The sequence below is a fragment of the Enterococcus pingfangensis genome, assembly GCF_005405205.1.
GTDB classification, from domain to species: Bacteria; Bacillota; Bacilli; order Lactobacillales; family Enterococcaceae; genus Enterococcus_A; species Enterococcus_A pingfangensis.
Genome location: NZ_BJDP01000009.1, coordinates 62321 through 75430 on the forward strand (window position 1 = coordinate 62321; position 13110 = coordinate 75430).

Consider the following 13110-nt stretch of genomic DNA (forward strand, 5'->3'; position numbering starts at 1 on the left):
CAACTTTATTATTATAGCAGGGACTTTCTGAAATTTATTTCATGAAGTCCCTATTCGCATTGCATCGGAGAAGAAATGGTTCTTTCCCGATGGAGTGCTTTTTTTATACCCGGTTTTGACTAAAAGGAGGAACAACAGTGAGGAAAATTCAATTTTTTGATACCACGCTAAGAGATGGTGAACAAACACCAGGCGTGAATTTTAATACCAAAGAAAAAGTTCAAATCGCGCTGCAATTAGAAAAATGGGGAATCGATGTCATTGAGGCGGGCTTTCCTATCGCCTCTCCTGGTGATTTTGAAGCGGTCCAATCGATTGCGCAGCAAGTTAAAAAAATGACGGTGACTGGTCTAGCCCGCTGTCAGAAAAAAGATATTGATCGTGCGTATGAGGCGTTAAAAGATGCGGTCGATCCACAGATCCACGTTTTTTTAGCAACTAGCGATGTCCATATGCAATATAAATTAAAAATGACGCGGGAGGAAGTTCTTAATTCAATCAAGGAACACGTCAGCTATGCCCGCAGTTTATTTGGAAAAGTTCAGTTTTCACCAGAAGATGCTTCACGAACCGAAAAAAATTTCTTATTAGAAGCTGTCCAAACAGCGATCGATGCTGGTGCTACGATCATCAATGTTCCTGATACTGTCGGTTATTCAAATCCGACTGAATACGGAAAAATTTTCAAATCACTGATTGAAAACATCCGCAGCGACCAAGCGATTACATTCTCTTCTCATTGCCACGATGATTTAGGGATGGCGACCGCAAATGCTCTAGCCGCGATCGAAAATGGAGCGAATCGAGTAGAAGGCGCCATCAATGGGATTGGCGAACGCGCTGGCAATACCGCTTTGGAAGAAGTCGCACTAGCGTTGGCAATTCGCAAAGATTTTTATCAATGCGAAACGAATATCGTCTTAAATGAAACAAAACGAACCAGCGAGCTGATCTCCCGCCTTTCTGGGATTCCGGTTCCTAAAAATAAAGCGGTCGTCGGTGATAATGCTTATGCTCACGAATCTGGTATTCACCAAGACGGTGTTTTGAAAAATCCGGAAACGTACGAAATCATCACTCCTACTATGGTGGGCGTGACTCAAAATTCTCTACCACTTGGAAAATTGTCCGGTCGCCACGCCTTCAATGCTAAATTAGAAGAGCTCGGCTACCATTTGACCGATGTCGACAGTAAAGAAGCGTTCAAACGATTCAAACGATTAGCCGATAAAAAGAAACAAATCACCGACAAAGACTTAGTCGCCTTGCTTGCCGATCAAACGCGCGAAGAAACGGAAACTTTCAAACTAGCCGAAGTCCAAGTCCAATACAGCTCGAACGGGTATCAAGGAGCGATCGTTTCTATTATTAATGAAGAAAACGAAACAAAAGTCGCCTCGAAAATCGGCTCAGGCAGTATCCAAGCAATCTACAACACGATCGATGAATTGTTCCAACAAGATCCGGAACTAACTGAATATGAGATCCAGGCATTGACTGGCGGCGAAGATGCGCAAGCCGAAGTTCGCGTAACTCTGCGAGATGAACAAACGAAAAAAGAATTCCGCGGAATCGGGGTAGACTTTGATGTTTTACACGCCTCAGCAAAAGCCTATGTAAAAGCCAGCAATCGGATCAAGTCAAACAGCTGATCTTACGATGGGTACAAAATCTAGTTAGAGCAAACAAAAAAGTGCTTAACTAAAAGATAGGAGCAAAATAATGAAAAATAAAATTGTGGTTTTAGCCGGTGACGGTATCGGACCAGAAATTATGGCCAGCGGATTGCAAGTATTAGCCGCTGTTGAAAAGAGTTGTACCCATGACTTCGAACTTGAGGAATTTCCCTTTGGCGGTGCTGGACTAGATGAAACAGGCGCCTCTTTACCAGAAAAAACTTTAAAGGCTTGTCAATCCGCTGATGCGATTTTATTAGGCGCGATTGGCGGGCCTAAGTGGGAAAAAATAGCGGATGCACCAGAAAAAGGGTTGCTGGCTCTTCGAAAAGCGTTGAATTTATTTGCGAACATTCGTCCAGTATCCGTCTCTTCTGCCTTGATGCATCTTTCCCCTCTAAAACCTGCGATTGTCGAAGGAACGGACTTGATTATCGTTCGAGAATTAAGCAGTGGGATTTATTTCGGGGAGCCACGCGAATTAACAGAACAAATGGCGTTTGATACTGCCCGCTATCAAAAAGCTGAGATCGAACGAATCCTCCACTCTGCTTTTAAGATCGCTCAAGGCCGCAGTAAAAAAGTAACTTCGGTCGACAAAGCGAACGTCCTTGCCTCCAGCAAATTATGGCGAGCTACGGCAGAAGAAGTTGCTAAAGAATATCCTGATTGTCAGTTAGAACATCAATACGTGGATTCGGCGGCGATGAAACTGATCCAAAATCCAAAAGCTTTTGATGTGATCGTCACTGAAAATCTTTTCGGCGATATTTTAAGCGATGAAGCCTCGGTCTTGCCAGGATCATTAGGCGTCTTGCCAAGTGCTAGTCACAGCGCGGATGGTCCTTCTCTTTATGAACCGATCCACGGTTCTGCACCAGATATTGCCGGTCTTGGGATCGCAAATCCGATCTCGATGATTTTGTCTGTAGCGATGATGCTGAGACAATCATTCCAAGAAGAAGTGGCAGCCAAAGCAATCGAAAATGCCTGCGACAAAGTATTGACACAAGGATTATTTACCCGTGATCTAGGTGGTCAAGCATCCACAGCACAATTTACCGACGCTGTGATTCAAGAACTGGAAGGAGCATAAAAGATGGGAAAAACACTATTTGATAAACTATGGAATCGACATGTCGTCTACGGCAATGAAGGGGCTCCGCAACTGCTTTATGTTGATTTACACTTGATCCACGAGGTGACTTCACCTCAGGCATTTGCTGGAATTCGCGAAGCTGGCAGAACATTGCGCCATCCAGAACGAACATTTGCTACGATGGACCATAATGTACCAACGATCGATATTTTAAATTTCACCGACCTAGTCGCAAAAAAACAAATCGATACTCTACGAGAAAACTGTCACGAATTCGGCGTACAGCTTTGTGACAACGGCAGCGACCGCCAAGGAATCGTCCATATGGTAGGACCAGAAACCGGATTGACTCAGCCGGGCAAAACGATCGTCTGCGGAGATTCCCATACAGCGACACACGGTGCTTTTGGCGCTCTAGCTTTTGGAATCGGCACGAGCGAAGTAGAACATGTTTTTGCAACTCAGACTCTTTGGCAAAGCAAACCGCAAAACATGGGAATCAAGATCTCCGGCAAGTTACCAAAAGGTGTTTATGCAAAAGATATTATTTTGGCGCTGATTGCTAAATACGGCACAGACTTCGGTGTGGGCTATGGCGCTGAGTTTTACGGTGAAACGATTGAAAATCTATCAATGGAAGAACGCATGACGATCTGCAACATGGCAATCGAAGGCGGTGCAAAAATCGGTCTGATCGCGCCCGATGAGACGACCTTTAATTACGTCGCAAGTCGCGAATATGCACCAAAAAATATGACTGCTGCAATCAATGATTGGAAAAAATTGTACACAGATGCCGACGCGGTCTATGACAAAGAACTAACGCTGGATGCCAGTGAGCTGGTGCCGTTTGTTACTTGGGGCACGAATCCTGAAATGGGCGTTCCTTTTACCGGTACATTTCCAGCGATCACTTCACCTGATTTGCAAAAAGCTTACGATTATATGGACTTGAAGCCAGGACAGACTCCGGCAGATATTCCAGTTGGTTATGTATTCATCGGTTCATGTACCAACGGCCGCTTGTCTGATTTGCAAGAAGCCGCAAAGATCATCAAAGGAAAAAAAGTCCACGACAATGTGACAGCTATCGTTGTTCCCGGCTCACGGCCTGTTCGGAAAGCGGCAGAAAAAATCGGCTTGGATAAAGTTTTCATGGATGCGGGATTTGAATGGCGCGAACCTGGTTGCTCGATGTGTCTGGGGATGAATCCTGACCGTGTACCTGCCGGTGTCCATTGTGCGTCAACTTCTAATCGGAATTTCCAAGGACGCCAAGGTAAAGATGCCCGCACTCATCTTTGCAGTCCGGTAATGGCTGCATTAGCCGCAATCCACGGAAATTTTGTCGATAGTCGCAAGGAGGTCATCTAATGGAAAAATTTACAAGTTACACAGGCAAAGCAGTCCCTTTGATGAATGATAATATCGATACCGACCAAATCATTCCGAAAGGTTTCTTGAAGCAAGTCGACAAAGCCGGTTTCGGCAAACATCTTTTTGATGAATGGCGCTTTTTAGCAGACGGTTCACCGAACCCTGACTTTATTTTAAATACACCGGAACGAAAAGAGGCAACCATCTTGATTTCGGGTGAAAATTTTGGCTCAGGCTCTTCACGTGAACACGCGGCGTGGGCCATCCAAGATTATGGCTTCAGAGCAGTGATTGCTGGCAGCTACAGTGATATCTTTTATATGAACGCGTTAAAAAACGGGCTTTTGCCGATTCGTTTGGAACAAGACATCCGAGACCGCTTAAGTCAGCTGCCTGCGGATCAGGCCATCACGATCGATCTGTTAGAACAAGAAGTTCGAACTGGTAAAACTTGCTATGCTTTTCAGATCGACCCGACTTGGAAAGCAAAGTTGGTCAATGGTTCAGATGATATCAGTATCACTTTGCAATACGAAGAGGCGATCACAGCCTACGAAGAAAAAATGCCAAGCTATGACTAATCGAGAAAAGGGGTGTGACAAAATTTTGTCACACCCCTTTCTTTTTAATTTACGACTTGTTCTTGCACATATTGTGCATAAAGCGGATGATTCTCAATCAATTCGCTATGTGTCCCGTGACCGGTCACTTCCCCTTTTTCAATAAAATAAATATGATCGGCATCTACGATCGTAGACAAACGATGTGCAATCACTAAGGTCGTCCGACCTGTCATTAATTGATCTAGTGCGCGTTGGACTTTTTCTTCTGATTGTGAATCTAAACTTGCTGTTGCTTCATCCAGCATCAAAATTTTAGGATCACGTAAGAAGGCCCGTGCAATCGCGATTCGTTGTTTTTGTCCGCCGGATAATTTCACTCCGCGTTCCCCTAGTTCGGTCTCCAGTTGATCAGGAAATTCTCGCACAAATTGATCAGCGTAAGCCAACTCTAAACCATGCCACAATTCCTCTTCAGTCAATGTTCGTTCCAATCCATATTGCAGATTTTCACGAATGCTTCCAGCAAAAACAGCACTATCTTGCGAAACGTAACCGATTTGCGAACGCCAGCTTGCAAGACTGAGTTCTTCTGCATTGTCATCGCCTATTTTGATCGTGCCGGCAGATGGTTGATAAAAACGTTCGATTAAAGCAAAAATTGTCGATTTTCCCCCACCGCTCGGTCCTGCAAAAGCAATCACTGTGTTTGGTTTTGCTTCAAATGAAACATTTTTTAAAATTGGACGATTAGCAACATAATGGAAGGAAAGATTTTCTGCTTTGATCATTTTACCTGCGACATCAGCGCTTTTTCCTGTCTCGATCGGTTCCAAATCAGTTTTCAAGATTTGTTCGATCCGTTCAGTCGCTCCCATGGCTTTTTGGACTTGGGAGAAAAACATCGCAAAGCTGGCTGCCGGCATCATGATATTAAATAGATACAATAAGAAGGCCACCAATTGTCCGCTAGTCAATGTTCCGGCTTGGACACGAACGGCTCCGTAGCCTAAAATACCGACAAACATTCCTAACATGACCGTTGTAATGATTGGCTGCAAGATCGCTTCGACCTTCGCATCTTTGATTCCTAAACTAAAAATATTGTTGATAAATGAACGGCCGCTGTTTTTTTCAAATTTTTCTCCATTGCTGGCTTTGATCAAGCGGATCTCTGATAATTTTTCACTAGCTTCTGCGTTGAAGTCAGCAGTCGCGGCTTGTAATTGTCGACCTAATCGAGACATTACTCGTCCGATTGGCATCATAATCAATGCCATGATTGGAACTGCTAAAAACATCATCGCCGCCATTTTCCAATCCATCACAAATAAAATGATCATGGAGCCTACTAATTGAATCGCGCCGGTAATAAAATTAGGAAATTGGGTCGCTACTAAATCTTTGATGACCGTTGTATCATTTACTAGCCGCGAACTGCTTTCACCTGATTTATGGTCGTCGTAATAGCTGACCGGCATTTGCAGTAGATGGCTCCATAATTTTTCCCGCAGCGTTTTGACGGCACTTTCTCCAACAAAGCGCAGTAAAAAACTGCCGATCGCGCCAAAGGCCAATTGAGCAACAAATGCCAAAACTAGAACGATCAGCATTTTTTTATCAATTTGCGCTAATTTGCTCGTGTCGATCAATCCTTTAGTTAATTGTGGGACGATCAAACTTGCTCCGCTTGTCAGCAAGCTTAAAAACAGGCCGACGATGAATAAAGCTTTTCTAGGATTGACACTCAAAATCAACCGTAAAAAGTCTTTCAACCGATAGTTGGTTTTCTTGTCTTTCATTGATTTTTCAGGTGTGATGCTCATATTTCGTTCCATTTTGGTTCCTTCTTTCGCTAAAAATCTTCCCATTCTGTATCTTCTGATTTTTTCGGTTGATCAAATTCCGTGGAACAATCTTGATTGCTCCAAAAATTCTGCCTAAAATCATGATTAAAATTACGCGAAAAGTCTCTTGAGGCATTGTGCATTTCGCGCTTCATTTGCTTCCGCACCCGGTGTTGTTCTTCTCGCGAAAGATTCTGCCAATCTTCTTGCCAGTTTCCAGAAAATTGTTCACGCATCGCTTGGATCTGACGTAAACGGTCAATGGGATCAACGAAACGTCCCGTTTGTTGTTGAAAGTCTTCTTGCCAACCAGCTGAGATTTTTTGCAAATATTCGCTGAAGATCTGTTGTTCCTCAGTCGTCAAACCGGCAAAGAAACTCTCACTCCTATCTTCACCGACTCGGCTGAAAATTTGGGCTTTTTGTTTTCCTTTATCAGTTAGAAAAACCCGTTTAATCCGTTTATCTTGTTCTTCTGCTTTTCGTACCACATCGCCACTTTTTTCCATCTTCTTCATCAACTCGGCCAACGAGCTTGGACGAATATCTAAAATTTCAGCTAATTGACTTTGGATCAAGCCGTCTTCTTTAGCTAAGATCGCTAAAACCCGTTGTTGTCCATTTAATCGTTGGCGTTTACTCATAAATGCATTGCTGGCAGAACTTATAAAACGTAATTGACGCATCAAGTCTTTCGTAAACTCGCTCATTATAAAAATCTCCTTTGCTACCAATAATAGTTCGGCACCTAACTATTGTCAACTCCTCTGCTGATTTTTTTGCCTTAGTCCAAAAACCTCCTTATTTCTCTGCCTGTTCTAAGTTGATTCCCAGACGATTTATTCTTTTTCTTCACTAAAAATTTAGCCAAAAAAAAGATTCGGCGAATGCCGAATCTTTTTTAATACTTATGTTGCTCTTCTTTTACCGGACAGCTGCTGTTGCAGTCCTCACAAGAACCGCCGTTTTTGACTCGCCGATAAACAATCACTCCTGCGCTGCCAAAGATTAACACACTCAATATTATAGTTGCCATTCTTTCACCTCTTTAATCTCTTCAATCGTAATTGTCGTCGTTTGTTTGACAGGCTTTCTCACAACAAAGTAAATCATAGTAAGCAAGACTGCCGCCGCCAAAATCAAGCCGATCCCGATTTCGCCATTTTCAAAAATCACATGACCGAATTGATATACAACAAAACTTACCGCATAAGCAAGACCACATTGATACCCAATCGCGCGCCAAGTCCATTTAGCATCGCCCATTTCACGATGGATTGCTCCGATCGCAGCAAAACAAGGTGCACACAATAAGTTAAAGACTAAAAATGAATACCCAGCGATTGGCGTGTAAGCCAGCTGTAACGATTTCCAGATTTCGACGCCATCTTCTGCCACCGCCGCATGACGATATAAAATCCCAAAGGTCCCAATCACATTTTCTTTAGCGATCAAGCCCGTGATTGCAGCAACTGTTCCGCGCCAATCACCCCAGCCTAACGGTGCAAACAACGGAGCAATCAAACCGCCTAACGCTGCTAAAATACTATCATTTTCATTTACTGCTTGCAGTGTGAAGTTGTAGTTAGAAATAAACCAGATCACAATACTAGAAATAAAAATGATCGTTCCAGTGCGCTTAACAAATGCTTTGCTATGATCATACGTATAACGCAGCGTATTGCTGATCCTTGGCAGATGATACAATGGCAGTTCCATAATAAACGGCGTCGGATCGCCCGCAAAGAGCCGCGTTTTCTTTAGCGCGATCCCTGATAAAACGATTGCTCCCATTCCGACAAAGTAAGCAGAAGGTGCTACCCAACTGCTGTTAGGAAAGAAGGCGCCGGCAATCAGAGCGATGATCGGCAGTTTTGCCGAACAAGGCATGAACGTCGTCAACATCACCGTCATCCGGCGATCTTTTTCATTTTCGATCGTTCGGCTGGCCATTACTCCCGGCACTCCGCAACCTGTAGCAATCAACATTGGGATAAATGATTTTCCTGACAAACCAAATTTACGGAAAATCCGATCCATGACAAATGCGATCCGCGACATATAACCGCAATCTTCTAAAAGTGCCAAGCATAGGAAAAGTACGATCAATTGCGGCAAAAAACCTAAAACAGCGCCGACACCCGCAAGAATCCCATCTAAAATCAAGTTTTGCATCCAACCAGCCACAGCCCACGATTGCAACGTCGAACGGACAAAATTCGGTACGATCTCGCCGAATAAATTATCATTGATCCAGTCTGTCCCCATCGTGCCGATAGTTTGAATCGCGATATAATAGATCAGCCACATGACTAGCGCAAAAATCGGCAATGCCAAGAAACGATTAGTCACGATGTGATCGATCTTATCTGAGATCGATAATTTGAATTGATCTTCATCAACGACACATAAAGTCTTTAAATCTGTAATGAAATTATACCGTTCATTGATCACTAAACTTTCGGCATCTTCACCAAAGATTTTTTCCGTGATCTTAATGATTTCTTGCAAATCTTTTTGTTGGATCGTGCTCAAATTCAAATCTTGTTGCGCTCGTTCATCCCGTTCAAATAGTTTCAGGCTGTACCAGCGGCCATATTTAGCAAGTACTGTACTGCCTAGAACTGTTTCGATTTCACTAAGAGCCGCTTCTAAACGCCGATCATAATGCGGAAAATTGATTTCTTCTACACCTTTTTTGACTAAATGCAGCGCTTCGCTGATCGCTTTATCCAATCCCCAATTTTTCAACGCACTGATTCCAACAACCGGTGCACCTAAGGCATAAGCTAATTTATCTAAATTGATTTGTTTTCCGCTTTTTTTGATGACATCCATCATATTTACCGCAACGACTACCGGAATCCCAGTCTCAATCAATTGCGTCGTCAAGTAAAGATTGCGTTCAAGATTCGTGCCATCGATAACATTTACAATTACATCTGGCGTGCCTGAGAGCAAATAATCTCGAGCTACCACTTCTTCTGGCGAATAAGGTGACAACGAGTAGATCCCCGGCAAATCATCGATGATCACTTCAGAGTCCTTCTTATAAATTCCTTCTTTGCGTTCAACTGTAACTCCCGGCCAGTTGCCGACAAATTGATTGGTGCCTGTTAAGACATTAAAGGTACTTGTTTTTCCGCTATTCGGATTTCCTGCTAAAGCAACATGAAGCTTCGCCATCTACTCAACCTCCTTTGATACGATCACCATCTCTGATTCGCTCTTGCGCAAACTCAATTCATAGCCGCGAACTCGAAGCTCGATTGGATCACCTAAAGGCGCCAACTTGACGATTTTAATTGGTGTTCCTTTAGTCAATCCCATATCCATTAAACGCCGCTTGATTGAACCGCTTCCATGCACATTTACGATGACGCCTTGTTCGCCAACGCTTAGTTGATCCAACGAGACCCACGTCTGCTGGTCTTCCGTGAGTTCCTTCACAAATATCTTTTTTAATAAAGATTGAGACAATGCCAGTCGTGTATTGTGTAATAAAATAATTCCGTTATCGCCAGAATGATTCACCACAGCAATTTTTGATCCAACAACCATTCCCAAATCTTGCAATCGATGCTTCAACTCATTTTCTAAAGTCATTTCATCGATTTGAACGACATGATTCAATGAAACATCTGCTAAAGTTGTCATATCTATCTCCATCCTACTAATTTCAGCTAATTAATAATGAGAATCTTTCTCACTAAGAATAACTTCAATTTATAGCAAAGTCAATCAATGGTCGATAAATTTCACTTTCTTCTAAGCAAGTTGTTTGACAATCTTTACTTTTTTTGTTTTCTTCCCATAATTTAGTTATTAAAAAAACTTATCTCGTGAATAAAAAACATCCTTCAGCAGTTTTTCTTCTTTTGAAAAGGGATTTTTCTTTGAGACCGTCCGTTTTCACTTTTTTTGCAAAAACACAAAGAGTAGTGTACCTATATTTCTCCAACACAATATATAGTATTAAACGATTGACATTTTCCCTACATCTTTTATACTGGTAATTGTAGAAATCAAGGGAGGTAGTCTTATGGTAAAAGTCTATTCTAAAAATAATTGTATGCAATGTAAAATGACCAAACGTTATTTAGCTGAAAATCAAATTTCCTTCGAAGAGGTCAATATCGACCACGAGCCCGAAGCGCTAACCTTTTTAAAAGATCAAGGCTTCCAAAGCGTCCCAGTTATTTTCGGCGGACAACAAACCATCATTGGTTTTCGTCCCGATCAATTGAAAGCATTAGCCTAATTTGAAACTTTGCGGTCCCACGATTGCAAAGTTTTCTTCTTTTATAGCTAGAAAAAATGGAAAGATGTGATGAGATGAGTTTAAAAAATCTAGGTGACGTAACCTACTTCAAGTTGAACAACGAAATTAATCGTCCAGTGAATGGACAGATCCCATTAAATAAAGACAAAGATGCCTTGGCCGCTTTTTTCAAAGAAAATGTTGAGCCGAACACTCGGACCTTTTCTTCTGTCCAAGAAAAAATCAACTATTTAATAGAAGAAGACTTTTTGGAAACAGAATTTATTGCGAAATATACCCCAGCTTTTATTGAAAAACTTTTTGCTTATTTGGCTGAACAGCATTTCACGTTTAAATCATTTATGGCAGCTTATAAATTTTATTCACAGTACGCGTTGAAAAATAATGCGGGAACCGAATATTTAGAAAGCTATGAAGACCGCGTGGCCTTTAACGCTTTGTATTTTGCTGACGGGGATGAAAAATTAGCGCTGGCTCTTGCTGATGAAATGATCCATCAGCGTTACCAACCAGCTACCCCTTCTTTCTTGAACGCAGGACGCAAACGTCGTGGCGAATTGGTCTCTTGTTTCTTGATCCAAGTAACTGATGATATGAATAGTATTGGCCGTTCTATCAATTCAGCGTTGCAATTGTCCCGGATCGGCGGCGGCGTTGGGATCAACCTGTCGAATCTGCGTGAAGCGGGTTCACCGATCAAAGGGTTTGATGGTGCGGCAAGCGGTGTCGTTCCTGTCATGAAATTATTCGAAGACAGTTTTTCTTATTCTAATCAATTAGGTCAGCGTCAAGGTGCCGGTGTCGTTTATTTAGACGTCTTCCATCCTGATATCGAGATGTTCTTATCCGCGAAAAAGGAAAATGCGGATGAAAAGATCCGTGTGAAAACTCTTTCCCTTGGTGTGACTGTTCCCGATAAGTTTTACGAATTGGCTCGCAAAAATGAAGACATGTATTTATTCAGTCCTTATGGCATCGAGCGTGAATATGGCGTACCGTATTCTTATGTAGATATCACAAAAGAATATGACAATTTAGTTGCCAATCCAAATATTCGCAAGAAAAAAATTCGTGCCCGTGATTTAGAAAATGAACTTTCTAAACTGCAGCAAGAATCTGGTTACCCGTATATCATCAATATCGATACGGCGAATCGGACGAGTCCGATCGACGGCAAGATCGTTATGAGCAATTTGTGTTCTGAAATCTTACAAGTTCAGACGCCTTCTGTTATCAATGGCCGCCAAGAATATGATGTGTTGGGCACCGATATTTCCTGCAACCTTGGTTCAACCAATATCGTTAACTTGATGGAAAGTCCTGATTTTGGTCAATCCGTTCGGACAATGGTTCGTGCGTTGACTTTTGTGACGGATGAATCAGATATCGAAGTCGTTCCTTCGATTCAAAACGGCAATAAATTAAATCATACGATCGGCTTAGGCGCCATGGGCTTGCACAGCTTCTTCGCAAAATACTTAATGGCCTATGGCTCTGAAGAATCGATCGATTTCACTAATATTTATTTCACTTTGCTGAACTATTGGACTTTGCTAGAAAGCAATGAACTAGCCAAAGAACGTAAGACGGTCTTCCATAACTTTGAGAAATCAACGTATGCTGATGGTTCTTATTTTGATAAATACACAACTGGCGAGTTCTTCCCAAAAACAGACAAAGTCAAAGAAATCTTCAAAGATATCTTTGTACCGACGGCTGCAGATTGGCAAGCACTTAAAGCAGCAATCCAAAAAGACGGTTTGTATCATCAAAATCGTTTAGCGGTTGCTCCAAACGGTTCAATCTCTTATATCAATGATACAAGTGCCAGCTTGCACCCAATCACTCGTTTAATCGAAGAGCGGCAAGAAAAGAAAATTGGCAAGATCTATTATCCAGCGCCTTATTTAAATAATGAGACTCTGCCTTATTATACTTCCGCTTATGACATGGATATGCGCAAAGTAATCGACGTTTATGCCACTGCGCAACAACATATCGATCAAGGAATGAGCTTGACTTTGTTCATGCGTTCTGAGATTCCTGCCGGCTTATACGAATGGAAAACTGAAAGTAAACAAACGACACGTGATTTGAATATTTTACGCAACTATGCCTTTTATAAAGGCTGCAAATCGATTTATTACGTCCGGACCTTTACCGATGACGCTGAAGAGATTGGTTCAAATCAATGTGAAAGCTGCGTGATTTAATCACAACTTCCCTCTTGAGCATACGCTTGTGGAGGGAAATCTTGCAGGTAATTAAA

The 13110-nt window shown here is 42.3% G+C and carries 11 protein-coding genes; 6 read left to right on the forward strand and 5 right to left on the reverse strand.

Annotation, left to right across the window (positions count from 1 at the left end; all coding sequences use genetic code 11):
• Window positions 1-137: 137 nt before the first annotated feature.
• From FFM63_RS06940 to leuD, 4 genes are all read left to right on the forward strand, one after another.
• On the forward strand, window positions 138-1652 hold the full coding sequence (locus tag FFM63_RS06940; RefSeq protein WP_137609594.1) for a 2-isopropylmalate synthase: 1515 nt from the start codon (window positions 138-140) through the stop codon (window positions 1650-1652).
• 70 nt (window positions 1653-1722) lie between these two features.
• The gene (gene leuB / locus FFM63_RS06945) at window positions 1723-2772 is read left to right on the forward strand and encodes a 3-isopropylmalate dehydrogenase (protein WP_137609595.1); all 1050 of its coding nucleotides are present in this window, start codon (window positions 1723-1725) and stop codon (window positions 2770-2772) included.
• A gap of 3 nt (window positions 2773-2775) precedes the next feature.
• Entirely contained in the window at window positions 2776-4149 is a 1374-nt protein-coding gene (gene leuC, locus FFM63_RS06950; protein ID WP_137609596.1) for a 3-isopropylmalate dehydratase large subunit, read from the forward strand.
• Window positions 4149-4733: a 3-isopropylmalate dehydratase small subunit gene (gene leuD, locus FFM63_RS06955; RefSeq protein WP_137609597.1), complete on the forward strand. Its 585-nt coding sequence runs from the start codon at window positions 4149-4151 to the stop codon at window positions 4731-4733. Before leuC ends, leuD begins: the two co-directional genes overlap by 1 nt.
• A gap of 44 nt (window positions 4734-4777) precedes the next feature.
• On the opposite strand, the gene FFM63_RS06960 is transcribed toward leuD, so the two are convergent.
• From FFM63_RS06960 to FFM63_RS06980, 5 genes are all read right to left on the reverse strand, one after another.
• Window positions 4778-6550 (reverse strand): ABC transporter ATP-binding protein, encoded by a 1773-nt coding sequence (locus FFM63_RS06960; protein WP_137609629.1) that lies wholly within the window; start codon window positions 6548-6550, stop codon window positions 4778-4780.
• A gap of 17 nt (window positions 6551-6567) precedes the next feature.
• Entirely contained in the window at window positions 6568-7269 is a 702-nt protein-coding gene (locus FFM63_RS06965; RefSeq protein ID WP_137609598.1) for a MarR family winged helix-turn-helix transcriptional regulator, read from the reverse strand.
• A gap of 191 nt (window positions 7270-7460) precedes the next feature.
• A complete protein-coding gene (locus tag FFM63_RS06970) occupies window positions 7461-7595 on the reverse strand; it encodes a FeoB-associated Cys-rich membrane protein (protein ID WP_137609599.1) in 135 nt (44 codons plus the stop codon).
• Window positions 7583-9745, reverse strand: a complete 2163-nt coding sequence (gene feoB / locus FFM63_RS06975) for a ferrous iron transport protein B (RefSeq protein WP_137609600.1) — start codon at window positions 9743-9745, stop codon at window positions 7583-7585. Before feoB ends, FFM63_RS06970 begins: the two co-directional genes overlap by 13 nt.
• Window positions 9746-10216, reverse strand: a complete 471-nt coding sequence (locus tag FFM63_RS06980) for a FeoA family protein (RefSeq protein ID WP_137609601.1) — start codon at window positions 10214-10216, stop codon at window positions 9746-9748.
• Window positions 10217-10601: 385 nt separating this feature from the next.
• Between FFM63_RS06980 and nrdH the strand changes: the two genes are divergently transcribed.
• On the forward strand, window positions 10602-10820 hold the full coding sequence (gene nrdH / locus FFM63_RS06985; protein WP_137609602.1) for a glutaredoxin-like protein NrdH: 219 nt from the start codon (window positions 10602-10604) through the stop codon (window positions 10818-10820).
• A 74-nt stretch (window positions 10821-10894) separates the two neighbouring features.
• Window positions 10895-13054, forward strand: coding sequence for a class 1b ribonucleoside-diphosphate reductase subunit alpha (gene nrdE, locus FFM63_RS06990; protein ID WP_137609603.1), 2160 nt, complete (start codon window positions 10895-10897; stop codon window positions 13052-13054).
• Window positions 13055-13110: the final 56 nt, after the last annotated feature.

What these genes read in the sequence shown, in the direction of transcription:
- leuB (WP_137609595.1), top strand. Translation starts at nt 1,723, where the DNA reads ATGAAAAATAAAATTGTGGTTTTAGCCGGTGACGGTATCGGACCAGAA.
- leuC (WP_137609596.1), top strand. Translation starts at nt 2,776, where the DNA reads ATGGGAAAAACACTATTTGATAAACTATGGAATCGACATGTCGTCTAC.
- leuD (WP_137609597.1), top strand. Translation starts at nt 4,149, where the DNA reads ATGGAAAAATTTACAAGTTACACAGGCAAAGCAGTCCCTTTGATGAAT.
- FFM63_RS06960 (WP_137609629.1), bottom strand. Translation starts at nt 6,550, where the DNA reads ATGGAACGAAATATGAGCATCACACCTGAAAAATCAATGAAAGACAAG.
- FFM63_RS06965 (WP_137609598.1), bottom strand. Translation starts at nt 7,269, where the DNA reads ATGAGCGAGTTTACGAAAGACTTGATGCGTCAATTACGTTTTATAAGT.
- FFM63_RS06970 (WP_137609599.1), bottom strand. Translation starts at nt 7,595, where the DNA reads ATGGCAACTATAATATTGAGTGTGTTAATCTTTGGCAGCGCAGGAGTG.
- feoB (WP_137609600.1), bottom strand. Translation starts at nt 9,745, where the DNA reads ATGGCGAAGCTTCATGTTGCTTTAGCAGGAAATCCGAATAGCGGAAAA.
- FFM63_RS06980 (WP_137609601.1), bottom strand. Translation starts at nt 10,216, where the DNA reads ATGACAACTTTAGCAGATGTTTCATTGAATCATGTCGTTCAAATCGAT.
- nrdH (WP_137609602.1), top strand. Translation starts at nt 10,602, where the DNA reads ATGGTAAAAGTCTATTCTAAAAATAATTGTATGCAATGTAAAATGACC.
- nrdE (WP_137609603.1), top strand. Translation starts at nt 10,895, where the DNA reads ATGAGTTTAAAAAATCTAGGTGACGTAACCTACTTCAAGTTGAACAAC.